The 25,173-nt window shown below is 72.7% G+C and carries 20 protein-coding genes and 4 tRNA genes; 13 read left to right on the top strand and 11 right to left on the bottom strand.

The window, feature by feature from the left end; genetic code table 11:
- The first annotated feature begins 15 nt into the window (after window positions 1-15).
- Complete coding sequence (gene pflA / locus M3148_RS03835) at window positions 16-918, top strand: pyruvate formate-lyase-activating protein (RefSeq protein ID WP_440136896.1); 903 nt, start codon at window positions 16-18, stop codon at window positions 916-918.
- Between the two features lie 81 nt (window positions 919-999).
- On the opposite strand, the gene M3148_RS03830 is transcribed toward pflA, so the two are convergent.
- The 3 genes from M3148_RS03830 to M3148_RS03820 all read right to left on the bottom strand — a co-directional run bounded on the left by M3148_RS03830 (window position 1,000) and on the right by M3148_RS03820 (window position 5,028).
- Window positions 1,000-3,069 (bottom strand): 3-hydroxyacyl-CoA dehydrogenase NAD-binding domain-containing protein, encoded by a 2,070-nt coding sequence (locus tag M3148_RS03830; protein WP_251303306.1) that lies wholly within the window; start codon window positions 3,067-3,069, stop codon window positions 1,000-1,002.
- Between the two features lie 71 nt (window positions 3,070-3,140).
- The gene (locus M3148_RS03825) at window positions 3,141-4,370 is read right to left on the bottom strand and encodes an HRDC domain-containing protein (RefSeq protein ID WP_251303305.1); all 1,230 of its coding nucleotides are present in this window, start codon (window positions 4,368-4,370) and stop codon (window positions 3,141-3,143) included.
- A gap of 82 nt (window positions 4,371-4,452) precedes the next feature.
- A complete protein-coding gene (locus tag M3148_RS03820; protein WP_251303304.1) occupies window positions 4,453-5,028 on the bottom strand; it encodes a DUF3000 domain-containing protein in 576 nt (191 codons plus the stop codon).
- A gap of 91 nt (window positions 5,029-5,119) precedes the next feature.
- Here M3148_RS03820 and M3148_RS03815 point away from each other — a divergent pair, with 91 nt between their 5' ends.
- Entirely contained in the window at window positions 5,120-6,373 is a 1,254-nt protein-coding gene (locus tag M3148_RS03815) for a carboxylate--amine ligase (protein ID WP_251303303.1), read from the top strand.
- Window positions 6,374-6,440: 67 nt separating this feature from the next.
- On the opposite strand, the gene M3148_RS03810 is transcribed toward M3148_RS03815, so the two are convergent.
- Window positions 6,441-7,313, bottom strand: a complete 873-nt coding sequence (locus M3148_RS03810) for a putative RNA methyltransferase (RefSeq protein ID WP_251303302.1) — start codon at window positions 7,311-7,313, stop codon at window positions 6,441-6,443.
- A gap of 38 nt (window positions 7,314-7,351) precedes the next feature.
- Between M3148_RS03810 and M3148_RS03805 the strand changes: the two genes are divergently transcribed.
- The 4 genes from M3148_RS03805 to M3148_RS03790 all read left to right on the top strand — a co-directional run bounded on the left by M3148_RS03805 (window position 7,352) and on the right by M3148_RS03790 (window position 11,296).
- Window positions 7,352-8,101, top strand: coding sequence for a YaaA family protein (locus tag M3148_RS03805; RefSeq protein ID WP_251303301.1), 750 nt, complete (start codon window positions 7,352-7,354; stop codon window positions 8,099-8,101).
- 55 nt (window positions 8,102-8,156) lie between these two features.
- Window positions 8,157-9,137, top strand: a complete 981-nt coding sequence (locus tag M3148_RS03800) for an LLM class flavin-dependent oxidoreductase (protein ID WP_251303300.1) — start codon at window positions 8,157-8,159, stop codon at window positions 9,135-9,137.
- Window positions 9,138-9,209: 72 nt separating this feature from the next.
- The gene (locus M3148_RS03795) at window positions 9,210-10,271 is read left to right on the top strand and encodes a lipid II:glycine glycyltransferase FemX (protein ID WP_251303299.1); all 1,062 of its coding nucleotides are present in this window, start codon (window positions 9,210-9,212) and stop codon (window positions 10,269-10,271) included.
- Window positions 10,268-11,296: a lipid II:glycine glycyltransferase FemX gene (locus M3148_RS03790; RefSeq protein ID WP_251303298.1), complete on the top strand. Its 1,029-nt coding sequence runs from the start codon at window positions 10,268-10,270 to the stop codon at window positions 11,294-11,296. The genes M3148_RS03795 and M3148_RS03790 overlap by 4 nt, the downstream gene beginning before the upstream one ends.
- Window positions 11,297-11,398: 102 nt before the next feature.
- Here M3148_RS03790 and M3148_RS03785 read toward each other — a convergent pair whose 3' ends face one another.
- The 4 genes from M3148_RS03785 to glgX all read right to left on the bottom strand — a co-directional run bounded on the left by M3148_RS03785 (window position 11,399) and on the right by glgX (window position 18,445).
- Window positions 11,399-11,884, bottom strand: coding sequence for a hypothetical protein (locus tag M3148_RS03785; RefSeq protein ID WP_251303297.1), 486 nt, complete (start codon window positions 11,882-11,884; stop codon window positions 11,399-11,401).
- Between the two features lie 153 nt (window positions 11,885-12,037).
- On the bottom strand, window positions 12,038-13,807 hold the full coding sequence (gene treZ / locus M3148_RS03780) for a malto-oligosyltrehalose trehalohydrolase (RefSeq protein ID WP_251303296.1): 1,770 nt from the start codon (window positions 13,805-13,807) through the stop codon (window positions 12,038-12,040).
- Window positions 13,800-16,328: a malto-oligosyltrehalose synthase gene (gene treY, locus M3148_RS03775; RefSeq protein ID WP_251303295.1), complete on the bottom strand. Its 2,529-nt coding sequence runs from the start codon at window positions 16,326-16,328 to the stop codon at window positions 13,800-13,802. Before treY ends, treZ begins: the two co-directional genes overlap by 8 nt.
- On the bottom strand, window positions 16,325-18,445 hold the full coding sequence (gene glgX, locus M3148_RS03770; RefSeq protein ID WP_251303294.1) for a glycogen debranching protein GlgX: 2,121 nt from the start codon (window positions 18,443-18,445) through the stop codon (window positions 16,325-16,327). Before glgX ends, treY begins: the two co-directional genes overlap by 4 nt.
- A gap of 69 nt (window positions 18,446-18,514) precedes the next feature.
- Between glgX and M3148_RS03765 the strand changes: the two genes are divergently transcribed.
- Both M3148_RS03765 and M3148_RS03760 read left to right on the top strand, forming a co-directional pair.
- Window positions 18,515-18,916, top strand: coding sequence for a hypothetical protein (locus tag M3148_RS03765; protein WP_251303293.1), 402 nt, complete (start codon window positions 18,515-18,517; stop codon window positions 18,914-18,916).
- 64 nt (window positions 18,917-18,980) lie between these two features.
- Complete coding sequence (locus M3148_RS03760) at window positions 18,981-19,577, top strand: hypothetical protein (protein ID WP_251303292.1); 597 nt, start codon at window positions 18,981-18,983, stop codon at window positions 19,575-19,577.
- 53 nt (window positions 19,578-19,630) lie between these two features.
- Here the strand turns inward: M3148_RS03760 and M3148_RS03755 are convergent.
- The 3 genes from M3148_RS03755 to M3148_RS03745 all read right to left on the bottom strand — a co-directional run bounded on the left by M3148_RS03755 (window position 19,631) and on the right by M3148_RS03745 (window position 21,899).
- A tRNA-Val gene (locus M3148_RS03755) sits at window positions 19,631-19,705 on the bottom strand.
- Between the two features lie 45 nt (window positions 19,706-19,750).
- The gene (locus M3148_RS03750; protein ID WP_251303291.1) at window positions 19,751-20,608 is read right to left on the bottom strand and encodes an aminotransferase class IV; all 858 of its coding nucleotides are present in this window, start codon (window positions 20,606-20,608) and stop codon (window positions 19,751-19,753) included.
- Window positions 20,609-20,780: 172 nt separating this feature from the next.
- Entirely contained in the window at window positions 20,781-21,899 is a 1,119-nt protein-coding gene (locus M3148_RS03745) for a chorismate-binding protein (RefSeq protein ID WP_440136895.1), read from the bottom strand.
- 85 nt (window positions 21,900-21,984) lie between these two features.
- Here M3148_RS03745 and M3148_RS03740 point away from each other — a divergent pair.
- From M3148_RS03740 to thrS, 5 genes are all read left to right on the top strand, one after another.
- Window positions 21,985-22,057, top strand: a tRNA-Gly gene (locus M3148_RS03740).
- 38 nt (window positions 22,058-22,095) lie between these two features.
- A tRNA-Cys gene (locus M3148_RS03735) sits at window positions 22,096-22,166 on the top strand.
- Between the two features lie 17 nt (window positions 22,167-22,183).
- Window positions 22,184-22,255, top strand: a tRNA-Val gene (locus M3148_RS03730).
- Between the two features lie 272 nt (window positions 22,256-22,527).
- On the top strand, window positions 22,528-23,001 hold the full coding sequence (locus M3148_RS03725; protein ID WP_251303290.1) for a GNAT family N-acetyltransferase: 474 nt from the start codon (window positions 22,528-22,530) through the stop codon (window positions 22,999-23,001).
- Window positions 23,002-23,112: 111 nt separating this feature from the next.
- Window positions 23,113-25,170, top strand: a complete 2,058-nt coding sequence (thrS, locus tag M3148_RS03720) for a threonine--tRNA ligase (protein ID WP_251303289.1) — start codon at window positions 23,113-23,115, stop codon at window positions 25,168-25,170.
- Window positions 25,171-25,173 lie beyond the last annotated feature (3 nt).

Below are 25,173 nucleotides of genomic sequence, written 5' to 3'. Positions count from 1 at the left end.
CAGGGGAGGGAACCGATGAGCCAGGAGCAGACGCGCGTCAGCGGCGTCGTCGCCCCCGACGGCATCAACGGCGAGTACGTGGCCGTCCCCGAGGACGCCGTGCCCCGGCTGCGGCGCTCGGCCGGCACCGCCGGCCTCGCGTCGGTGGAGGAGATGGACCGCAGCGAGCACCTCGCCGCCGTCCGCGCCGGCGACATCGGCTCGGTCCACTCCTGGGAGCTCGTCACGGCGGTCGACGGCCCCGGCACCCGGCTCACCGTCTTCCTCGCCGGCTGCCCGCTGCGCTGCCTCTACTGCCACAACCCCGACACGCTGCGCATGCGTGATGGCGAGGCCGTGCGGGTCGACGAGCTGCTGCGCCGGGTCAAGCGCTACGTGCCCGTCTTCAAGGCCACCGGCGGCGGTCTCACCGTCTCCGGCGGGGAGCCGCTCATGCAGCCGGCCTTCCTCACCCGGCTCCTCGAGGGAGCCCGGGCGATGGGCGTGCACACGACGATCGACAGCTCCGGCTTCCTCGGCTCCTACGCGAGCACCCGGCTGCTGGACGCCCTCGACCTCGTCCTCCTCGACGTCAAGTCCGGCCTGCCCGACGTCTACCGGGCGACGACGGGACGCGAGCTCCAGCCCACGCTCGACTTCGGCCGCACGCTCGTCGCCCACGGCAAGGAGATCTGGGTGCGCTTCGTCCTGGTGCCCGGCCTCACCGACGGTTACGACAACGTCGAGGCCGTCGCCGACTACGTCGCGAGCCTGTCCACCGTGACGCGCGTGGAGGTGCTGCCCTTCCACCAGATGGGCCGTGACAAGTGGGAACGGCTCGGCGCCACCTACCAGCTGAGCAACACCGAGCCGCCGTCGTCGGAGCTGGTGGACAGGGTCCGGGCCCAGTTCCGAAGCAGAGGCCTGACGACCTACTGACCCCTTTGTCGCATATGCGGGGAAAGCGCAGCCGCCCGGCGGCCAGGGCCGTGTTTTTCCCGCATATGCGGACAGTGGGGGTTAAGGGAGGGTGGCGACCCCGGGCTCTAGGAAGCGGCGACCTGTCACCGCTTCCGCTGTGCCTGTGCGGTCCAGGTAGGGGGTGATGCCGCCGTTGTGGAGCGGCCAGCCGGCACCGAGCACCATGGCGAGGTCGACGTCGCGGGCGTCGGCCACGACGCCGTCGTCGAGGAGGAGACGCACCTCCTGGGCGAGGGCGCGGCGCACGCGCTCGAGGACGCCGTCGGCGTCCAGCGGCTCGGGCAGCGGCCGGGAGCCGAAGAACCGGTCGAGGTTCTCGCGCACGGCCGAGGCGGCGTTCGGCCGCTCGTCCACCGTGAAGCGCTCACCGTCGGCGACCATCCGCTCGAGCCCCGGCGAGTGGGGGTAGCGATCCCCGAGGGTGTGGCGCAGCTCGTCGAGCACGTGCATCGCCACCGCGGGCCCCACGAGCTGGAGGAGCTGGAAGGGCCCCATCGGCAGGCCCATCGGGCGCAGGGCGCGGTCGGCCACGGACACCTCCGTGCCCTCCTCCAGGGCGCCGAGGACCTCGCCGAGCAGCCGCACGAGCACCCGGTTGACGACGAAGCCCGGCGCGTCCTGGCAGGCGATCGCGCTCTTGCGGACCCCGGCGACGACGGCGAAAGCGGTTGCGTAGGCGGCCTCGGAGGTGTGCGGGGTCCGGACGACCTCCACGAGCGGCATCTGCGCCACCGGGTTGAAGAAGTGCAGCCCCACGACGCGCTCGGGGTGCTCAAGGTCGGCCGCCATCGCGGTGACGGACAGGGCCGAGGTGTTCGTCGCGAGGACGCAGTCCGGTCCGACCACGGGCTCCACCTCGGCGAAGACCCGCTGCTTGACGGCAAGCTCCTCGAAGACGGCCTCGATCACGAGGTCGCAGCCAGCGAGCTCAGCCAGGTCCGCGGTGGCCGTCACTCGGGCCCGCAGCTCCTCCGCCCGCGTCTCGTCCAACCGGCCCGAGCGCTCGAGCCGGGCCACCTGCTCGTGGACGTGGCGCAGGCCGGCGGCGGCGCGCTCGTCGTCGAGGTCGCGCATGACGACGGGCACCCGCAACGTGCGCGCGAGGAGGATGGCGAGCTGGCTCGCCATGAGCCCGGCCCCGAGGAGTCCCACCCGGCGTACCGGCCGCGCGAGCTCCTCGGACGGCGCGCCGGCGGGCCGGCGGGCGCGGCTGCGCGTGAGGTCGAAGGCGTAGAGACCGGCGCGCAGCTGGTCGGACATGATGAGCTCGGTGAGCGCGAGGTCCTCGGCGGCGAAACCCTCCGCGCGCGAGGCGGTGCGGGCGGCGGCCACGAGCTCCAGCGCCCGCTGCGGTGCGGGCGCCCCGCCCTCGGTGCGGCGGGCCACGAACCCCTGGCGCGCGTCGACCGCCTGCTCCCAGGCCGCGGCGTCGGAGGTGTGGTCGGTGCGGACCGGGTCGATGGCGCCGGAGAGCACCTCGGTGACCCACGCCAGCGCCCCGTCGCGGAAGTCCTCCCCGCCGCGCTGGACGCTGTCGACGAGCCCGAGGTCCAGGGCCTGCTGCGCGTCGAGCGTCCGCTGGCGTGCCGGGTTGTCGAGGATGACCTGGAGCGCCGCCTCGGGGCCGACGAGACGCGGCAGGAGGTAGCACCCGCCCCACCCGGGCACGAGCCCGAGGGACGTCTCGGGCAGTGCGAGCGGCGCGGCGTCGGCGGCCGCCACGCGGTAGCGGCAGGCGAGGGCGAGCTCGAGGCCGCCGCCCAGCGCGAGGCCGCTGAGGAGCGCGACGCTCGGGAGGTCGCGCAGGAGGGTGACGATGCGGTGTCCGGCCTCGGCCACCGCACGGGCGTCCTCGACGCGCTCCATCGAACCGACGGCGCGCAGGTCCGCGCCCGCCGCGAAGCAGCCCGGCGTGCCGGTGAGGGCGACGGCGGTGATCTCGCCGTCGTGCACGCGGGTGGCGCAGGCGGTGAGCGCCTCCTCGAGGGCCGCAATGCTCCGCGGGCCGAGCGTGGCGGGCCGGCCGTCGGTCCCGGCCATGGTGACCAGGGCGAGCGTGCCGGTGGCCAGCGAGACGTTCTCGACGCTGATCGTCGTGGTGGGTGTCATCGTCACTCCCTCGTGATGGGTACCGACGACCGACAGTACCGGGTACCTCGCCCGACGTCTCCCTCCGCGGGTCAGGCGGTGCGCAGCGCCTCGGTCAGCGGCGCCGCCGCGAGCTCGACCTGCCACGGACGGGCGCCCTGCGCCTCGAGCACGCCGCGCACCGAGGCCTCGTCGGCGACGTCCGGCGGCGTCCAGGCGATCTGGCGCTGGACGGCGGGGGACAGAAGATTCTCCTGCGGGACGTCGTGCTCCTCGGCGAGGGCGCGGACGGCGGCCTTGACGGCGTCGAGACGCCCGGCCGCTGCCGGGTCCTTCTCCGCCCACGCGCGGGGCGGGGGTGGGGTGCCTGTTGCCGACGCCAGCCGGCGCGGCGGGTGCTCCGAGGCGGGCAGCGCGAGCGCCCGTTCGACGGCGGACCACCAGTAGCCGCTGGAGCGCCGCGTGCCCTTGCCGGAGAACTCGGGGAGCGCGACGAGCGCCCGCTCGCTGCGGGGCAGGGCGAGCGCAGCGGCGACGATGGCGCGGTCGGGGAGCACGCGGCCGGGGGAGCGGTCGCGCGTGCGAGCCAGCTCGTCACGCGCGTGCCACAGCTCACGGACGACGGCGATGCCCTGGCCGCCGCGGACGGCGTGCATGCCCGAGGTGCGCCGCCACGGGTCCACGCGCGGGGACGGATCCGGTGCCACGCGCACGGCCTCGAACTCCTGGCGGGCCCACTCGAGCTTGCCGGCCTCCTCGAGCGCCGCGGCCAGCCGGTCGCGCAGCTCGACGAGAAACTCCACGTCCAGGGCGGCGTAGCGCAGCCAGTCCTCCGGCAGCGGGCGGGTGGACCAGTCGGCCGCGGAGTGCTCCTTGGCCAGGGAGTAGCCGAGCTCCTCGGCGATGATCGCGCCGAGGCCCACCTTGCTGCGCCCGAGCAGCCGCGCGGCGAGCTCGGTGTCGAAGAGGGAGGTGGGGTACATCCGGAGGTCGTGGAAACCGGGAAGGTCCTGGTTGGCGGCGTGCAGGACCCACTCGATGCCGTCGAGCGCCCCTCCGATGTCGCTGAGCTCACCGGTCGCGATGGGGTCGATGAGGAGCGTGCCGGCACCCTCGCGCCGGAGCTGGACGAGGTAGGTGCGCTGGCCGTAGCGGTAGCCCGAGGCACGCTCGGCGTCGGCGGCGACCGGGCCGCTGCCCGCGGCCAGGGCCTTGGCGGCGCGGGCGAGGCCCTCACGCGTGGTGATGACGGGCGGGGTGCCCTCGCGTGGCGCGGTGACGGGGACCAGCTGGGGCGTCTGGACGTCGACGGGCTCGGTCATGGGGGTCACGCTAAGCCCGGCGCGGCCCGTCGGCCCCACAGGCACGCGCTTGGACCCGGAACCGTGACGAACGCCGCTCGCCTCAGCGGCATGGCGTCAGTGCGGTGACGCCGTCGGGCAGCGGCTCGAGGCCGCTGGCGGAGGAGGCGAGCTGGGTCCAGGCCATGAGGTGGGGGCCGAGGTCGGTCGTGTTGGGTGACCACGACGCGCGCACCTCGATCTCGACGTCCTGGTCGCGCAGGACGAGCCCGCCGAAGCTCTCCGACAGCACGCGGGTGACCGTGCCGGACAGCGAGTGGTAACCGGCGCCGGCGGAGGCGAGGGCGTCGGTGAGCCAGGCCCAGCCGACCTCACCGAGGAGCGGGTCGGCACCGAGCTCGTCCTCCAGCCGCGCGCGGGTCATGGCGATGACCCGGAAGGTCCCGTTCCAGGCGCTCTGCCCCTCGGGATCGTGGAGCACGACGAAGCGGCCGCTGCCGAGGAGCGACTCGGGCTCCGCCGTCGGGTTGACCTCGGCGGTGAGCGCCAGGGCGAAGGGGGCGATCCGCGTGGGGGCGGGCACCTCCTCCAGGCGCACCTCGGGCCGCTGGCGGAGCCCGCGCAGGCTGAGGAGCGCCTCCTCGAATGCGGGCGGAACCTGCGCACCGTCGCTGTTCACGCCCCCAGGCTAGGGCGGCTCACCCCGAACACGGCCGTGGCGCGCCGGTAGACTCACCGGGCCCCCGCCGCCCAACCCCGGAGGAGCGCCCGTGGCCGGCTTCCGTCCCGTCCTGCTCGGCACCGACCTTGGCGTGTACTCGATCGCCCGCTCGTTCCACGAGGCGTACGGCGTCCGCTCGATCGTCGTGTCCAACCAGACCCGCGGGCCGGTCGACCACTCGCGCATCCTCGACAACGTCCTCGTCGGGGCGGGTGCGAGCGAGGAGCAGACCGTCGCGGCCCTCGTCGACGTCGCCCGGCAGCACGCCGGCACCCCGCTCCTGCTGCTCGTCAACGCCGAGCACGAGGTCGAGATGCTCGTGCGCCACCGCGCGGCCCTCGAGGAGCACTACGTCATCCCCTACGCGTCCAACGAGGTGCTCACCGCCGCGGGGGACAAGGAGGTGCTGGCAGCGGCCTGCGAGCGGCTCGGCGTCGCGACACCGGCCACCCGCGCCGTCGACCTCGCCGCCGCCGACGACGGCGGGTGGGCACCGCCGCGGCTCGACCTCACCTTCCCCGTCGTGCTCAAGCCGGCCGTCAGCGCCGAGCACCTCCTCCTGACCTACGAGGGCAAGCGCAAGGTCTACAGCGCCGCCACCCAGGCGGAGGCCGACGCAGTCCTGCGGCGCCTCGCCGCGGCCGGGCTGCGCGACGTCGTCCTCGTCCAGGAGCTCATCCCCGGCGACGACACCCAGGGCCGCACCGTCACCTGCTACGTCGCCCGCTCCGGTGAGGTGACGCTCATGGCGTCGGGGCAGCTGCTCCTCCAGCTGCACGCGCCGACGATGATCGGGAACTCGGCGACCATCCTCACCGAGGCGCAGCCGGACATCGAGGCGCAGGCCGCGGCTATCCTCGGTGAGCTCGGGTTCACCGGCTTCGCGAACTTCGACGTCAAGGTCGACCCGCGTGACGGCCGCGCGCACTTCCTGGACCTCAACCCTCGTATCGGGCGGCCGAATTACTACCTGAACGTCGCTGGACGCAACCCGGCCCGCGCCGTCGTCGCCGACTTCGCGGCCGAGCTCGGTGCGGCTCCCATGTCCGGGCCGCTGTACCGGCCCGAGCAGGAGGTGGGGGTCTACTCCTACCTGCCGTGGCGGCTCGTGCGCCGCTACCTCACCGAGCCCGAGCTGCGCCGGCGCGTGGGGCGCATCCACCGCACGCGGCGCTTCACCCACCCGCTCGCCTATCCGCTCGACCGGGACCCGCGCCGCGCCTTCTACCGCGCCGCCTCCACGGTCAACCTCGTGCGGGACTTCACGGAGCACTACCCGGAACCCACGCCCACCGGGCTCTGAGCCCGCCCGCCCGCGTCCCTCCCTCCTTCGCCGACAGCTGAGTTGTTACTCGTCGGGGAGGAACAACTCAGCTCTCGGCGGGGAGGGGGCGGTAGGTCGTCACCGTCACGGACACGGTGACGTCGACGGCGTCGGGCAGGGCCGCGACGGCGGCGGCGAGCGCGTCGCGGTCGACGTGGTGGGCGCTGGGGCCCATGAGGGCCTCGAGGGTGACGTCCTCGCGGGACATCGCCGCGCGGTACCGCACCGCACGCTCCTCGACGACGGCGAAGTCCGCGAGCTGCCGGGCGAGCCGGTCCGCCTTGTCCGGCGCGACGCCGATCATCTCGAGCGGCCCGATGATCTCGGCCAGGTGGTCCTGCGCCGGGGCGACGACGACGAGCCGCCCCTCCGGCGCGAGCACCCGAGCGATTTCCGAGGCGTTGCGGGGCCCGAAGACGCTGAGCACCGCGGCGGCCGAGCCGGTGGCGAGCGGCAGGCGCTGCCAGACGTCGGCGCGCACAGTCGCGAGGCGCGGGTGGGCGCGGGCGGCGCGGCGGGCGGCGTAGGGGGAGAGCTCGACGTCGACCCCGACGGCGCGAGGGAGCGCGTCGAGCACCGCAGCGAGGTAGTAGCCGGTGCCCCCCGCAAGGTCGACGACGAGGGGTGCGGCGCCGTCGTCGTCAGCTGCCGGGACGGTGCCGACCGCCCGGGCGAGGGAGTCGGCGATCGGCGCGTAGTGCCCGCGGCCGAGGAAGGCCTCGCGGGCGGCGACCATGTCGGCGGTGTCGCCCTGGCCGGCGCGGCTCCCGCCCGGCAGGAGGGTGAGGTAGCCCTGCCGGGCGAGGTCGAAGCCGTGGCCCTCGGCGCAGCGCGCGGTCCGGTCCGTCCGCGTGAGCGGGCCCGCGCACACCGGGCAGCGCAGGTGCGGCAGGACGAGGTCGATGCGCGGGTTCTCCATGACGGCCGCCAGCCTATGGGGTCACCTAGAGTTGTCCGGTGCTCATCGTCCTGCCGCCCTCGGAGTCCAAGTCCACCCGCAGCAGGGGCAAGGCGGCCGACCCGGCCGAGCTGAGCTTCCGCGAGCTCGTCGGACCGCGCCGCACGGTCGCGGCCGAGCTCGCCGCCGTCAGCGCCCGCCCGGACGCCCTCGAGGCGCTCGGTGTTGGTGCGAGCCTGGCCGAGGAGGTGGCCGGCAACCTCCGCCTCGACACCGCCCCCGCGCTGCCGGTGCGCGAGCTGTACACCGGCGTCCTCTACGACGCCCTCGACCTCGCCGGCATGGACACCGCCGCGCGCCGCCGGGCCGGCCGGTGGCTCCTCGTCGTCTCCGCGCTCCACGGCGCCCTGCGGATGGGTGACCGCGTCGCGCCCTACCGCCTCGCGATGAACGTCACCCTGCCCGGCACCGGCGCGCTCGCCCGGTTCTGGCGCGAGCACCTCGACACGACGCTGACGACGGCGGCCGGGGACGGCGTCGTCGTCGACTGCCGCTCCTCCACCTACGCGGCCGCCGGGTCACCGCGCGGCGCCGCGGCCGAGAAGTGGGTCCAGGTCCGCGTGCCGGGCGCAAGCCACATGGCCAAGCACACGCGCGGGCTCGTCGCCGGCCACCTGTGCCGCACCGGCGCCACCCCGCGCACCCCCGAGCAGCTGGCCGAGGCGCTGGCGGGGGACTTCACCGTCGTCGGCCTGAGTACGCCCGCGCGCCCGGGCAAGGCCTGGGTGCTGGACGTCACCGCGGAATAGAAGCGGGCTGGCCGGGTTGGACCCCGGTAGACCACCCCTCGACGAAAGGTGCCCGATGCCTCTCCCGCTCTCCATCCTCGACCTCGCCACCGTGGGCCGCAGCCAGACCGTCGCCGAGTCCCTCGCCGGGACGGTCGCGCTGGCGCAGAAGGCCGAGGAGACGGGCTACACGCGGGTCTGGTACGCCGAGCACCACAACATGGCGGCCATCGCGTCCTCGGCCACGTCCGTGCTCATCGCGCACGTCGCCGCGCACACGAGGACGATCCGGCTCGGCTCGGGCGGCGTCATGCTCCCCAACCACTCGCCGCTGACGATCGCCGAGCAGTACGGCACCCTCGAGACGCTCCACCCGGGCCGCATCGACCTGGGCCTGGGCCGCGCGCCGGGCACCGACCAGAACACCATGCGCGCCCTGCGCCGGGACAACAGCTCGGCGGACACCTTCCCGGAGGACGTCCTCGAGCTCCAGGGCTACCTGCGCGGGCAGTCGCGCATCCCGGGCGTGGACGCCTACCCCGGCAAGGGCACCGACGTCCCGCTCTACATCCTCGGCTCCTCGCTCTTCGGCGCCGGGCTCGCCGCCACGCTCGGCCTGCCCTACGCCTTCGCCTCCCACTTCGCGCCCGCCGCGCTGCACGAGGCCATCGCGCTGTACCGGCGGGAGTTCGAGCCGTCCGCGCAGCTCGACAAGCCGCACGTCATCGCCGCCTACAACGTCGTCGCTGCGGACCAGCAGGCCGACGCCGAGCGCCAGCAGCAGGAGGTCATGCGCGGCCGCGTCGCCCTCCTCCTGCGCCCGGGCACCCAGTACACCGACGAGCAGGCCGACGCGCTCCTCGCCTCGCCGCAGGGCCGCCACCTCACGCAGATGATGACCTACAGCGCCGTCGGCACGCCCGACGTCGTGCGGGACAAGGTGACCGAGTTCGGCGAGCAGACCGGCGCCGACGAGATCATCGTCGCCCACCAGGGCCCCACCGTGGAGGAGCGGCTGCGCTCGACCGAGCTGCTCGCGGAGGCCTACCTCACCTGAAGCAGACGGCCCGCCTGCCGTGCGTCGTCCCCGACCACACCTAGGGTGGGGGGCGACGTGAAAGGGGATGAGGTGGAGCACAGCATCAGGCTCGTGCCGCTGGACGACGGCGAGTTCGCCGCGATGACGGCGGACGTCGACCTCCCGGTGGAGCAGTCCCTCGCCTGGGACGCCTACGACCGCGCCGTCCCCGGACGGCGGCCGTGGAAGCGCTTCGCCTTCCTCGTCGACGAGGAGCCGGCCGCCGTCGTCGCCCTCTCGGAGTACCTCGGCCGCGGCTTCCACTACCTGTGGGCCAAGCACGGGCCGGTCTGGCTCACCGAGCCGACGCCGGAGCTCGAGCGCGCCCTGCGCGAGCGGCTCGTCACCGGTGTGCGCGCCGTCGACCCGCGGCTCGTCTTCGTGCGCCTCCACGCCGCCCACCCCGCCGAGGACCTCCACCCGCTGCTCCAGTCGGTCACCTACGACCGCACCGTCGTCGTCGAGCTCGACGGGCGCAGCGACGACGAGCTGCTCGCCGGCATGAAGAAGCGCGGCCGCCGCGACCTGCGCAAGGGCATGCGCGAGCAGCCCGTCGAGTGCACCGAGGAGACCGGCGCCGCGGACTTCACACCGTTCTACGAGGTGCTCCGCGAGACCGCCGAGCGCGACGGCTTCGGCGTCCACCCGATGAGCGTCTACACGACAATGCTCGACGCCCTCGGCCCGCAGCACGCGCGCCTGTTCGTCGGCCGGCACGACGGCGAGGTCCAGGCCTGGGTCATCGTCACCGTCCACGACGGCCTCGCCACCGCCTACTACGCCGCGAGCACCGCCGCCGGCCGCGTCCACGACGCCCCCACCCAGCTGTACTGGCACATCATCCGCACCCTGCGCGACGAGGGGGCCCGCCGCTTCGACTTCATGGGCATCGGCTCGGAGCTCGCCCCCTCGCTCGAGGCGCTGACGACGATGAAGACGAAGTTCAACCCCGAGCCCACGGAGGTCGCCCCGGCCTGGGACGTCCCCGTCCGCCCCTGGACCTACACCGCGCTGACCACGGCCCTGGCCGCCAAGCGGGGTGCCGTCGCGACCGCCCGTCGCGCGGTGCCCGCCGCACGCCGAGTCATCAGCCGCGAGGAGGAGACTGCGTGACCCTGCGCCCCGTCGACGACACCACCTACACCGCCCTGGCCGCGGGCACCCCGCTGCCCGTCGAGCAGGCGCCCGTCTGGGCCGACTTCGACGCCGTCGTCCCCGGCCGCTCCCACTGGGGCCGGCTCGCCTACGACGACGACGGCGCCACGGCCGCCGTCGTCACCCTGGTCGAGGTCCGTGGCCCGGGAGGCTTCCGGTACCTGTGGGCGAAGAACGGGCCGGTGTGGCTCGTGGAGCCGACCCCGGAGCGGGAGGCGGCGCTGCGCCGGGAGCTGGGGGAGCAGCTGCGTCGCCTCGACCCGCGCCTCGTGTTCGTCCGCCTTCACGCGCGCCACGAGGCACCGGACCTGCGCCCGGTCATGCAGGGCATCACCTACGACCGCACGGTCGTCGTCGACCTCGACCGCAGCGAGGACGAGGTCTTCGCCGCGATGAAGCAGCAGGGCCGCCGCGCCATCCGCAAGGCCCTCAAGGACGAGTCGCTCACGGTGGGCGAGGAGACCGGCCTGGACGAGGCCGCCTTCGCCGAGCTCTACGACGTCTTCGTCGAGACGGGGGAGCGCGAGGGCTTCGGCCCGCACCCCGCCCGGCGCTACCTCGACATGCTCTCCACCCTCGGCCCCGAGCACGCCCGCGTGTTCGTCACCCGCCGCGACGGCCGGGCCCTGGCCTGGGCGCTGGTCCTCGTCAACGACGGCGCCGCGCTCTACTCGGTGGGCGCGTCGAACTCCGAGGCGCGCGGGGCCTACGCCGCGGACTTGCTCCACTGGGAGGTCATCCGCACGCTGCTCGCCGAGGGCGTGCGCTCCTACGACCTTGCCGGCGCCGGCTCCGAGCGCTTCCCGGGCCTGTCCGGGCTCACGCAGTTCAAGACGAAGTTCGAGAAGGAGATCAGCGAGGTCTCCCCGGCCTGGGACATGCCGCTCCACCCGCGCGCCTACACGGCCCTGATCAAGGCCCTGGAGACCAAGCGCCAAGCGACAGCAACGCTCAGCAGCCTCAAGCACCGCCTCCGCCCCTAACGGACCCCGACCCCCACCCCCCTCGCACATATGCGGGAAAAGTACGGTCGTTCGGGGGACTCGGCTGCAGTATTCCCGCATATGCGGTGGGGAGGGGAGGGGTCAGCCGACGATGCTGGACCCTGTGTAGAGGTGCAGCACCGGGACGCCTAGTGCCTCGCGGGCGCGGCTCGCCCAGTCGCGGCGGAGGGTGTCGTCGAGGAGCTTGGGGGTGGTCACGACGACGACCTCCACCGCCCGGTGGTTGGCCACCGCCTGGCTGAGGGCCGGCAGCGGGTCGTCGGCGACGACGACGCCGTCCGCCGTCATCCCCGCTACCTCGAGCAGCGCGAGGGAGAGACGCAGTGCCTCGGCAGCCTCGGTGCGCGCCCCGCGGTCGTCCGGGTCCCGGGTGGTGATGTCGTGCCACAGCCGCCGCAGGTCGAGCAGGCCGAGGTCGTTGACGACCTCCTGGAGGACGTTGTGCTCGGTGTCCGCCGGCACGAGCACCTCGAAGCGCACGTCCCGCCCGGCGTAGGTCTCGACGATCTGGGCGACGTCGGTGTCGAGCAGGGTGTCCTCGGTGAGCACGACGACGGTCTGCGTCACTGTTCCTCCAGGTGGTCTCGTTCGTCTGGTACGCACCTTCGGTTCAACTGGCGCCGTCCGGAGGTGCGTCTAGACGACCATATGTGCGTCCCAGGCGGAAGGGGGGCGGGGCAGGGGAGCCGGGCAGGGGTGTGGGGCAGGGGGGATGGCGCCTCAGACGCGGAGGACGACGACGTCGTGGCCCGGGAGGGTGAGCACGTCACCGTCTGCGGCGGCCTCGCCGGTCCACGACAGGATGACCTCCCGCACGTCGCCGCGTACGCGGACCTCGCGCGGCTCGGCCTCGAGGTTGGCGATGATGGCGATCGAGCCGCGGTACATGCCGATCCAGGAACCGTCGGCGCAGGTCGTGACGCCGGTGTCCACGCGAACGCCGCTGGCGATGTCCGGCTCCGCGTGCCGCAGCGCGATGAGGTCGCAGTAGAACGCGAGGAGCCGGGCGTGGCGCTCCTGGCCGGGCTCGGACCAGTCGAGGCGGCTCGCCTCGACGGTGGCGGGAGACTGGGGGTCGGGAACCTCGACGTCGCCGCCGTACACCTCCTCCCAGCCGTGGGAGGCGAACTCCTCGCGGCGGCCCTTGCGGATGGCCTCGGCGAGCTCGGGCTCGGCGTGGTCGGTGAAGTACTGGAACGGGGTGGTCGCGCCCCACTCCTCACCCATGAACAGCATGGGGGTGTAGGGCCCGAGGATCGTGATCGCGGCCGAGACCGCGAGCTGGCCGTCGCTGAGCGCGCGGCTGGGGCGGTCCCCGATGGCGCGGTTGCCCACCTGGTCGTGGTTCTGGCTGAAGACCACGAACCGGCGGGTGTCGACCTCGGCCGGGACGGGCGCACCCCAGACCGTGTCGCGGAACTCCGAGTACGTGCCGGCGTGGACGAAGGTCTCGGCCAGCGCGGTACGCAGGGTCTCGGTGGTGCCGAAGCTCACGTAGTAGCCGTGCTGCTCGCCGGTGAGGCGGGCGTGCAGCGCGTGGTGCACGTCGTCGTCCCACTGCGCGGTCATCCCCAGCCCGCCGTCGGCGGTGGGGGCGACCATGCGTGCGTCGTTGAGGTCGGACTCGGCGATGAGGGACAGCGGGCGGCCCACCTCGCGCTCGAGATCGGCGACGGCGTCGGACAGCTCCGCGAGGACGTGCTGCGGGGAGTCGTCGATGAGCGCGTGGACGGCGTCGAGCCGCAGCGCGTCGAGGCGGAAGTCGCGTAGCCAGCGCAGCGCGTTCTCGACGATGAACTGCCGTACCGGGCCGGAGTCGGGACCGTCGAGATTGACGGCAGATCCCCACGGCGTCTCGTGCCGGTCGGTGAAGTACGGCCCGAAGGGTCCGAGGTAGTTCCCGGAGGGGCCGAGGTGGTTGTAGACGACGTCCAGGCACACGGCCAGGCCGCGGGAGTGGGCGGCCTCGACGAAGCGCTGCAGCGCCTCCGGCCCGCCGTAGGGGTGGTGGACGGCGTACAGAGCGACGCCGTCGTAGCCCCAGCCGTGCTCCCCGGGGAAGGCGGCGACGGGCATGAGCTCGACCATGTCGACGCCGAGCGCGACGAGGTGGTCCAGCCGCGCGATCGCGGCGTCGAGGGTTCCCTCGGGGGTGAAGGTGCCGACGTGGAGCTCGTAGACGACTGCGCCCAGGCTCGAACGGCCCTTCCAGTGCTCGTCCTGCCACTCGTGCGCAGCCGGGTCGAACACCCGGGAGGGGCCGTGGACGCCGTGCGGCTGCCACGCGCTGCGCGGGTCGGGCAGGCCGGGGCCGCCGTCGAGGTGGAGGAGGTAGTCCGTGCCGGGGGCGAGCGGCTCCGGCGTCGCCCACCAGCCGTCCTCGCGGGCCTCGAGCGGGCGGCGCTCGGCGGCGTCGTCGTCCGGTCCGGTCGGGAGGCTGATCTCGACGGTGCGGGCGGCGGGCGCCCAGACGGTGAGCGGCTCAGTCATCGGCTCTCTCCAGCAGTGCGACGGGGTGAGGGTCGAGGAGGTCGGCGAGGCGGCACGAGCCACCGGGCACCTCGCGCCCGGTGAGGACGTCGCGCCACCGGCCCTCGGGCAGGACGACGGTGTGCTCACCGAAGCCGCCCAGGGCGCCGAGCCCGCGCGCGATCCGGGTGACGACCGTGACGGCCCGCGGGCCGGAGTCGTCCCCGCGCGCGAAGGCGATCGCGTGGCCGGTGGACGTCGGCAGCGGCAGGTACTGCGAGGACGCGCCGACGAAGGCCGCGGCCTCCCGCCGGCGCAGGCGCAGGGCCCGGGCGGTGAGCGCGAGCTTGACCTCGTCCAGCGTGCTGGGCGTGGCGCCGTCGTCGAGGCGCTCCAGCTGTCGCGCCAGCTCGGTGAAGTCGACCGGGCGGCGGTTGTCCGGGTCGACGAGTGACGTGCGGGTCACCTCGGTGCCCTGGTAGACGTCGGCGACGCCGAGCACGGTGAGCTGGAGCAGCTTGGTGCCGAGCACCGCGGCACGCACGGCGTCCGCCGTCGTCCGCTCCCACTCGGTGAGGGCCTCGACGACGGCCGGGTGCTCGAGCAGCGCGGCCGCGTAGTCGAGGAGGGCCTCCTCGCGGGCGGCGTCCGGGTCGGTCCACGTGGTCCAGGACTTCTGCTCGCGCACGGCCTTGACGAGGTAGGCGCGCAGGCGGTCGGCGGTCATCGGGTCGGAGTCGGTCCACGTCCCGACGAGGACCTGCCACAGGAGGTTCTCCGCGCGGCCGTCGAGGTCCGCGGGCCGGATGTCGGCCGTGGCCTCGCGCAGGCGGCGCACCAGCGTCAGCCACTCCTCGGAGTACTCCGACAGGACGCCGATGCGGGCGCGGACGTCCTCCCCGCGCTTGGTGTCGTGGGTGCTGCCCGCCGTCATCGTCGCCGGGTGCGCCATGATGGTCTGGGCGACCCAGGCGTGCAGCTCGTCGACGCTGATGCCGAAGCGGCGGGGCGAGCCGCCGACCTCGCACAGGCTCACGAGGTGGGTCCACCGGTAGTAGGCGGTGTCCTCCACGCCCTTGGCCATGACGGCGCCGCAGGTCTGCTGGAAGCGGACGATGAGCTCGGCGCGGCGGGCGTCCTGGGTGCGGCCGGCGCTGCCGACCTCGTGGCCCAGGACGAGGTCGACGACGACGTCCAGCGTCTCGTGGCGGTCCTCGTCCAGCCGGGTGCGGGCCTCGTCGGCGGCCTCGCGCACGACCCGCTCGCTCATCTGCGGTGCCGGCTCGCCGGGGACGACGTAGGCGCGGTAGCGGTCGAAGGCCACGAGGAGCTCGACGACGCAGTCCTCGAGCGAGCGGTAGGTGTGGTCGCGCAGGCGCACGTCCTCCTCGCAGAGCTCGCGCAGGATGGTGGCGAGGCGGTGCACCTCGGCGTACAGGGAGGTGCTGATGATCTGGCGCTTGGCGTCGGTGATCATCTCGGCCAGCTCGCCGCGGGAGTCGCCGGCGATCTCGGTCATCGCGGTGCCGAGCGCGCCGGAGCCGGCCGGGTCGGTGAGGACGGAGTTGATCCGCCAGGCGGCGTCGTACCCGGTCGTGCCGGCGACGGGCCAGTCGGGGGACAGCAGCTCGTCGTCCTCGAGGATCTTCTCGGCGACGACCCAGGCCCCGCCGGTGGCCGCGTGCAGCCGCTGGAAGTAGCCGCGCGGGTCGGCGAGGCCGTCCGGGTGGTCGATCCGCAGCGCGTCGATGTGCCCGGACTCGATGAGCTCGAGGAGGAGCGCGTGGCTCGCGTCGAAGACCTCGGGGTCCTCGACGCGCAGCGCGGCGAGGGTGTCGACGTCGAAGAAGCGTCGGTAGTTGAGTTCCTCGTCGGCCACCCGCCAGTACGACAGCCGGTAGAACTGGCGCTCGAGGAGCTCGGCGAGGGGCAGGTGCTCCGTGCTCGGCCGGATGGGGAAGGTGTGCTCGTAGTAGCGCAGCACGGGCTGCTCACCGAGCTCGGGCTCGCTCGGCACGACCATCTGCTCGACGCGCAGCTCGCCCGCCGCGAGCGCCCCGCCGACGCGCTGCCCGAGCACCGGCATGAGGATCCCGGGCCGCTCGGACTGGAGGTCGACGTCGAACCACGCCGCGTAGGGCGAGTCGGTGCCGTGCTTGAGCACCGACCACAGCGCCCGGTTGTGCCAGGCGGGCGTGGGGACGGCCATGTGGTTGGGGACGACGTCGACGACGACGCCCAGCCCGGCCGCGTGCGCCGTCGTGCACAGCCTCTCCAGCGCCTCCCGGCCGCCCATGACGGAGGAGATGCGCGAGTGGTCGACGACGTCGTAGCCGTGCGTCGAGCACGGTGCGGCCTCGAGGACGGGGGAGAGGTAGAGGTCGGTGATCCCGAGCTCGCCCAGGTACGGGATCAGCGCCTCGGCCTGGGCGAAGGTGAGGTTCGGGCCGAGCTGGAGGCGGTAGGTGCTGACCGGTAGCCGGCGACCCGGCGCGGGCAGGTGGGCGGAAGCGGCGGTCGCGGGTGTCGTGGCCGCGGTCATGCGTCGTCCTCCTTGGGGCACACGAGGATGAGGGTCTTGTGCGAGACGAGCTCGACGGTGTCTCCGGGGGCGTACTCCCCGTTCGCCGCGGCCTTCGGGTTGGTGTTGATGGCGGTGCGCCACACCGAACCGAAGGACTCGTCCGGGAGCGTGAAGGTGACCGGCTCGGCCGCCGCGTTGAGCAGGACGAGGAGGTTGTCGTCGGTCACCTGCTCACCGCGGGCGTCCGGTTCGGTGATGGCCATCCCGTTGTAGAAGATCATGATCGAGCGGGCGTGCGACTCGTGCCAGTCCTCCTCCTGCATCGGCTCGGCCGAGGGCTTGAGCCAGGCGATCTCGCCGATGTCGGACTGCCCGCCGTGGCCGGGGTCGCCGGCGAAGAACCGGCGCCGACGCAGGACCGGGTGCGCGGCGCGGAAGTGGATCATCCGCTGGGTGAAGTCGAGCAGGTGCTCCTGCTTCTCGGTGAGGTCCCAGTCCACCCAGGCCAGCTCGTTGTCCTGGCAGTAGACGTTGTTGTTGCCCTGCTGGGTGCGGCCGAGCTCGTCGCCGTGGGCGATCATCGGCACACCCTGGGAGAAGAGCAGGGTGGCGAGGAAGTTGCGGTGGCGACGCTCCCGCAGCGCGGTGATCTCCGGGTCGTCCGTCTCACCCTCCGCGCCGCTGTTCCACGACCGGTTGTGGTTCTCGCCGTCCTGGTTGCCCTCGCCGTTGGCCTCGTTGTGCTTCTCGTTGTAGGAGACGAGGTCACGCATGGTGAAGCCGTCGTGGGCGGTGACGAAGTTGATCGAGGCGACCGGCCGGCGGCCCGAGTGCTCGTACAGGTCCGCGGAACCGGTGATGCGACTGGCGAGCTCGGCCAGCGTCGCCGGCTCACCGCGCCAGTAGTCACGCACGGTGTCGCGGTAGTGCCCGTTCCACTCCGTCCACAGCGGGGGGAAGCCACCGACCTGGTAGCCGCCCTCGCCGAGGTCCCACGGCTCGGCGATGAGCTTGACCTGGGAGATGACCGGGTCCTGCTGGATGATGTCGAAGAAGGACGACAGCCGGTCGACGGCGTGCAGCTCGCGGGCCAGGGTCGAGGCGAGGTCGAAGCGGAAGCCGTCGACGTGCATGTCGGTGATCCAGTACCGCAGCGAGTCCATGATCATCTGCAGCGTGTGCGGGGAGCGCATGAGCAGGGAGTTGCCCGTGCCGGTGGTGTCGAAGTAGTGCGCCTCGTCGCCCTCGACGAGCCGGTAGTACGAGGCGTTGTCGATGCCCTTGAAGGACAGCGTGGGCCCCAGGTGGTTCCCCTCGGCGGTGTGGTTGTAGACGACGTCGAGGATGACCTCGATGTTCGCCTCGTGCAGCGCCTTGACCATCGTCTTGAACTCCTGCACCTGCTGGCCGGCGCCGCCCAGCGAGCTGTAGGCGTTGTGGGGGGCGAAGAAGCCGATGGTGTTGTAGCCCCAGTAGTTGCTCAGCCCCTTCTCCTGGAGGTGCGGGTCGTTGACGAACTGGTGCACCGGCATGAGCTCGAGCGCCGTCACGCCCAGGGCCGTGAGGTGCTCGATGATCGCCGGGTGGGCCAGCGCGGCGTAGGTGCCGCGGATGTCCTCGGGGACGTCGGGGTGCAGCTGGGTCAGGCCCTTGACGTGGGCCTCGTAGATGACCGAGTCGTGGTACTCGTGGCCCGGCGGGCGGTCGAACTCCCAGTCGAAGAACGGGTTGATGACGACCGAGTACATCGTGTGCGGGGCCGAGTCGTCGGTGTTCCGCTTCATCGGGTCACCGAACTGGTAGGAGTACAGGGACGGGTCGCTGGTGATCTGACCGTCGATCGCCTTGGCGTACGGGTCCAGCAGCAGCTTGGAGGGGTCGCACCTGTGGCCCTGCTCCGGGTCGTAGGGCCCGTGGACGCGGTAGCCGTAACGCTGCCCGGGCTGTGCCGCCCGGAGGAAGCAGTGCCACACGTGACCGTCGACCTCGGTGAGCTCGATGCGCTCCTCCGTGCCGTCGTCGTCGATGAGGCACAGTTCCACCCGCTCGGCGACGGAGGAGTAGAGGGCGAAGTTCGTGCCGGTGCCGTCGAACGTGGCACCGAGGGGATAGGGACGTCCAGGCCAAGGCTGCATGACCGCTAGGTTCTCATCGCTGCAGCGATTCGGCCCGCCGTGTTCGGGCGTGGTCCGAGGGAGGACGCGATGCTCGATCTGTCGCCCGGTCGGCAGGTGGGTCTGGTGGTTGTGAGGTGCGTCGGTCCGGGCAGCGTCGATGCAGCGCGGATCCTGCGCCTGCCCGTGGAGACCCTCGTCGGCTGCCTCGTCCAGGAGCTCGACGACGGGGTCCCCGGAGGTGGCCACGTCGTCGCCGGCCACGTCGTCCAGGTGGTCAACCTCACACGGCTGCTTCGTGGCCGGGACGGCACTGCGACGTCCATCGTGACCGAGGTGCCGGTCCGCAACCCGCTCACCGGGCGGCGGCCTCGGCTCCCGACCCCGTCGAGCCGTACGACGAGCACGGCGTGGAGAGACGCGGGGACCGCTCCGTCCTCGACCTCGCGTCCTGAGGCCCTGTGTCTGGCGCGCTGGCACCTCACGAGGTGAGCAGCGAGGGCGACCGTCCTGTGGATCTGTCCCGGATGTCGGTAGCCGATGGTTCTATGCGGGCATGCGCAGATCGGAGCATGGGCCGGACGCCGCGCTCGAGCGTCTCTGGCCGACGTTGCAGACTCTGTCCGAGGGGCTCTGTCGCGGACTCACCATCGCTGTGGAGGTCCACAGGGAACATCGCTGGCGCCCCGCAGCGGATCTGCACCTGTTCCATCACATCGCCCGGCGTGAAGCGATGGCGCACCTGCGGGACCTGGATCCGCGACTGGATGAGGAGGACAACCTGGGGCTGCCCATGAGTGGGCTCCTCCTCCATCCCACCCCCGTCGATGTCCTCCGCGTGTGGCACAGCGATGACGGTCACGTGCGCGCTCCGGCGACGCGCAGCGGCCAGCGTTTCGTGTCCCAGCAGTCAGCGGCGTACGACCTCTTCACAGACACGTCCTTCAGTTCTCAGGCGATGCCCGACGTTTGTAAGACCTACGTCCAGTGGGCGGCCAGAGGATCCGATCTCACGCGATTCGACCTCGTTCGACCCCGGGGTACGAGCGGCGGGTTCGTCGAGCCCGACTGGACCATCCCACTTCTCGAGGCGATGAGATCGCCGTCTCCTGGCGCTGGCTATCCGAAGACCGACGCCGGTCGTGACGAGTGAGCGGCGCAAGAACGAGCAGGGCCCCTGACCACTGGTCAGGGGCCCTGCTGCGCTGGTGGGCGATACTGGGTTCGAACCAGTGACCTCCTCGGTGTGAACGAGGCGCTCTACCACTGAGCCAATCGCCCGCGCTGGACGATGTTAGCCCACCGTCGGCCGTGCCCCCAAACCGCTCACGGGTCGAGGTCCTCCGCGGCTCGGGCCGCGTAGAGCTCCTGGACTCGCAGCGTCACCGGCCCCGGCGTGATGTCGCGGCCGTCGATGCTGTCGACGGGGACGATGCCGCGCGTGGCGGACGTCACGGCCGCGTACTCGGCCGCCAGGAACTCGGCCATCGGCACGACCGCCTCGCGCACGGGCAGGCCGGCCTCGGTCGCCCACTCGAGGACGAGCTCCCGGGTGACGCCCGCGAGGCAGCCGGAGGCGACGGGAGGGGTGAGCAGCTCTCCGCCGGTCTCGAGGAAGACGTTGGACGCCGACCCTTCGCACAGCTCGTCCCTGGTGTTGGCGAGCACCGCCTCGGTCCCGCCCTGGCGGCGGGCGTGCTCGAGGGCGAGGACGTTCTCCCCGTAGGAGGTGGACTTCACGCCCACGAGCGGGGAGCGTTCGTTGCGCACCCACGGCACGACGACGACGGCGGTACGCGGGCGCGGTCCGTCGGCTCCCGGGTGGGGCACCCGCTCGGCGGAGGCGGTGAGAAGGAGGGTGGGCGTCGCGTCGGCTCGGGATGTCCCGGCAGGCAGGGGACCGGCGGTCCACGTCATCCGCAGGCGCCCGCTCCCGCCCTCGAGCCGGGCGGCGAGGTCGAGGGCGGCGGAGGTGACGACGTCGACGGGCGGGAGTGGCAGTCCCGCGGTGGTGGCCGAGCGGACGAGCCGGGCCACGTGCCGGCGCAGCGCGAAGGGCCGTCCGGAGACGACGACGCAGGTGTCGAAGACGCCGTCGCCCACCGTGAGGCCCCGGTCCAGGGCCGTGACGACGGGCTCCTCGGCGGGCCGGACCTCACCGTCGAACCACACGAGAGTGCTCATGGGTGAAGCGTGCCACCACGGGCGGCTCTGTGACCTCCCCTGTTCACCTCGTCCAGAGAGGAGGGAAGCGGGGAGGCCGGAGGAAAAGCGGGGAGCTGAGCGGAGCGAAGGCAGGGCCGGACGGGGGCGCGGGGCGAAAGCCAGCTGTCGGCGACGAGGAGGGGCGGGGAGGTCAGCGGGCGGGGGTGGAGGCGAGGGCGACGAGGCGGGACGCCTTGAGCTCGGTCTCGTGCCACTCGGCCTGCGGGTCGCTGCCCCACGTGATGCCGGCGCCGGTGCCGAAGTGGAGCGCGCCCGCGCCGCGCCCGGTGGGCGGGGTCCACCAGAAGGTGCGGATCCCGACGGCGAGCTCGGCCCGGCCGTTGTCCGCGTCGATCCAGCCGACCGCCCCGCAGTACGGGCCGCGTGGCCCCGGCTCCAGCTCGGTGATGAGCCGCAGGGCGCTCGACTTCGGGGCGCCGCTCACCGAGGCGGGTGGCAGCGTGGCGCCGAGCAGCGTTGCCCAGCCGGCGGCGTCCAGCGGGTCGCGCAGTGTGCCCCCGACCCGGGAGACGAGGTGGACGAGCCCCGGGTGCTGCTCGACGGCGCACAGGTCGAGCACCTCGACCGTGCCCGGGAGGCACACGCGCTGGAGGTCGTTGCGGACGAGGTCGGTGATCATGACGTTCTCCGCGCGGTCCTTGGCGCCGAGGTCCTGCGCCCGCGTGGCCGTGCCCTTGATGGGCCCGGACACCACCCGCCCGTCCCCGGCGGAGAGGAAGAGCTCGGGAGAGGCGCTGACCACCCAGACCGGCCGCTCGGCCGCCCCGAGCGGGACGTGGACCGTCCCCGCGTGGGGAGCGGGGTTGCCGGCCGCGAGGATGGCGGCGAGCGCGGCGGCGTCCGGCTCCGCCGTCGCCGAGCCGAGCGGAGCGGACAGCACCCGGCAGATGTTCGCCTGGTAGACGTCCCCCTCGCGGACCGACTCCCGGATCCTGCGCACGGCCGCGACGTAGCCCTCCTCGTCCAGGGAGCTGCGCCAGGAGGCGGGGGAGGGGCCGGACCAGGTCCCGCCGCCGTCCGGTCCAGATCGGCCCGTGGTCCTTGTCACATCGTGGACGGCAGGGGACGTTTCGGCGAAGCGCCAGCCGGTCACCCGCCCCTCGAAGTCGGCCACCACCGCCCACCACCCCGAGCTCAGCACCTCGGGATGTCGGCGCAGGTCAGCGCACTGGATGAGGCCGCGAGCGCGCACTCCGGGGAAGTCCGCGCGGGCCTCGTGGAGGCGTCCGGAGGGGGCTGCTGAGGTCACTCGCGCCACGCTAGTGGGCGAGTTGGACGAGCGGCCCTCCCCTCGGCTAATGTTGGCAACGCCGCCGGGGAAGCCCGGCAGCAACGCGGATGTGGCTCAGTTGGTAGAGCATCACCTTGCCAAGGTGAGGGTCGCGGGTTCGAGTCCCGTCATCCGCTCGAGGTACCACCCCCCGGTGGGGCAGTACAAGCCTCAGGGTGGCGTGGCCGAGAGGCGAGGCAGCGGCCTGCAAAGCCGTACACACGGGTTCGAATCCCGTCGCCACCTCGGTTGAAGCAAGACAAGGGCGATTGGCGCAGCGGTAGCGCGCTTCCCTGACACGGAAGAGGTCACTGGTTCGATCCCAGTATCGCCCACGAGAACGAAGCCCCCCGGCCGTCAGGCCGGGGGGCTTCGTCGTTCCCCTGTGCCGGTCCATGGGGTCCTCCTCGGCAGGCGGAGGACCGCTGTGGGCCGGCCATGCTCCACCTCGGCACCGTTCGCGCCGACACCGATCTCGTCCGCCTCGTGGGCCCGGGCGGCTGGAGCCGGGCCCCGGCTCGGGGCGTGCGCGCGCTCGCGCCCCGCGCCCTTGAGAGGCGCCGTCAAGGACGCGCGACGCACGTGACGTGCTGGCAGGCTCGTCTGCATGGACACCCTGACGGCCGGCGGACGGTCCTACGTGGTCGCGCGCGCGACGGAGGAGGACGTCCCGGCGATCGTGGCGCTGCTCACCGACGACGACATCGGGGCGTGCCGCGAGACGGACACCCTCGATCCCTACCTCAAGGCGTTCCAGGAGATCGACGCGGACCCGCGGCAGTTCCTCGTCGTGGTGCGGGACGCCGCGGACCGGGTGGTCGGGACCATGCAGCTCACCCTGCTGCCAGGTCTCGCCCGCGCTGGCGCGACGCGGTTGCAGGTCGAGGCGGTCCGCCTCGCCGCGGCCGTCCGAGGATCTGGCGTGGGCACGGCGCTGTTCGCCTGGGCGCACGAGTACGGGCGCCGTCGGGGCGCGACGGTGGCGCAGCTGACCACCGACAAACGCCGGGCCGACGCTCAGCGCTTCTACCGGCGCATCGGCTACCAGGCGAGCCACGAGGGCCTGAAGCTCGCGCTGTGAGCGCACACGCGCGGTGACCCGCGCTACTCCGGCAACGGAACGGTGACGATTCGGCACGCGGGCGGGACGGGGCCGGGGCGGTGCGGACAACCTGAGTACGATCGGTCAGTCATGTCCGAACCACAGCGGGAGCTCACTGTGTCATCCGTCTCCGAGCAGGTCATCCACGTCGACGGCGCCGAGCGCACGGTCACCGAGGGGACCACCGGGACGGACCTGTTCGGTGAGGACCGCGCCGTCGTCGCCCTCCGGGTGGACGGTGAGCTCAAGGACCTCGCCACCGACGTGTCGCGCCTCCCGGCCGGCGCCGTCGTCGAGAAGGTCGACATCGCCAGCGACGACGGCCTGTCCATCCTGCGCCACTCCGCCGCCCACGTGCTGGCCCAGGCCGTGCAGCAGGTGCGCTCGGACGCGCGCCTCGGCATCGGCCCGCCCATCAAGGACGGCTTCTACTACGACTTCGACGTCGAGACCCCGTTCACGCCCGAGGACCTCAAGGACCTCGAGAAGCAGATGAACCGGATCATCCGCGAGGGTCAGACCTTCGTGCGCCGCGTCGTCACCGACGACGAGGCCCGCGCCGAGCTCGCCGACGAGCCCTACAAGCTCGAGCTCATCGGCCTCAAGGGGTCCAGCGCGGAGGACGCCGCCGAGGGTGCCTCGGTGGAGGTCGGCGCCGGCGAGCTGACGATCTACGACAACGTCCGCCGCGGGGGAGAGGTGGCCTGGAAGGACCTGTGCCGCGGCCCCCACCTGCCCAGCACCAAGCTCATCGGCAACGGCTTCGCGCTCATGCGCTCGGCCGCCGCCTACTGGCGGGGCAGCGAGAAGAACCCCCAGCTGCAGCGCGTCTACGGCACGGCGTGGCCCACGAAGGACGAGCTCAAGGCCTACCAGGAGCGTCTGGCGGAGGCCGAGCGTCGCGACCACCGCCGCCTCGGCTCGGAGATGGACCTCTTCTCCTTCCCCGACGAGATCGGCTCCGGCCTGCCCGTCTTCCACCCCAAGGGCGCGACGATCCGCATGGAGATGGAGGAGTACTCCCGCCGCCGTCACGTCCAGGCCGGCTACTCCTTCGTCAACACGCCCCACATCACCAAGGGCCACCTCTTCGAGACCTCCGGGCACCTCGACTGGTACCGCGAGGGCATGTACCCCCCGATGCACCTGGACGAGGAGCGCGACGCCGAGGGCAACATCAAGCGGCAGGGGCAGGACTACTACCTCAAGCCGATGAACTGCCCGATGCACAACCTCGTCTTCGGCTCCCGCGGCCGCTCCTACCGCGAGCTGCCGCTGCGGCTCTTCGAGTTCGGCACCGTCTACCGGTACGAGAAGTCCGGCGTCATCCACGGCCTCACCCGCGCCCGCGGCTTCACCCAGGACGACGCCCACATCTACTGCACCCGCGAGCAGATGAAGGACGAGCTGAACTCCCTGCTCACCTTCGTCCTGGACCTCCTCAAGGACTACGGGCTCGACGACTTCTACCTCGAGCTCTCCACCCGTGACCCGGAGAAGTCCGTCGGTGACGAGGCGACGTGGGAGGAGGCCACCCGCGTGCTCGAGGAGGTCGCCACCGCCTCCGGCCTCGACCTCGTCCCCGACCCGGGGGGCGCCGCGTTCTACGGGCCGAAGATCTCCGTCCAGGCCAGGGACGCCATCGGACGCACCTGGCAGATGTCGACCATCCAGCTCGACTTCAACCTCCCCGAGCTCTTCGACCTCGAGTACCAGGCCGCCGACGGCACCCGCCAGCGCCCGGTGATGATCCACCGCGCCCTCTTCGGCTCCATCGAACGCTTCTTCGGCGTGCTCCTCGAGCACTACGCCGGTGCCTTCCCCGCGTGGCTCGCGCCCGTCCAGGTCGTCGCCGTGCCGGTCGCCGACGTCTTCGACGACTACCTCGCCGACGTCGTCGCCCAGCTCCGTGCGCGCGGCGTCCGTGCCGAGCTCGACCAGAGCGACGACCGCTTCAACAAGAAGATCCGCAACGCGACGAAGGAGAAGGTCCCCTTCATCCTCATCGCGGGTGGCGAGGACGCCGACGCCGGAGCGGTCTCCTTCCGCTTCCGCGACGGCTCCCAGCGCAACGGGGTCCCCGTGGCCGAGGCGGTCGAGCTCATCACCTCGGCCATCGCCGAGCGTCGGCAGGTGCTGACGGCGTGATTG

The sequence above is a fragment of the Georgenia satyanarayanai genome (assembly GCF_023715365.1).
Lineage (GTDB): Bacteria > Actinomycetota > Actinomycetes > Actinomycetales > Actinomycetaceae > Oceanitalea > Oceanitalea satyanarayanai_B.
This window is presented reverse-complemented; position numbering and strand designations above follow the sequence as displayed.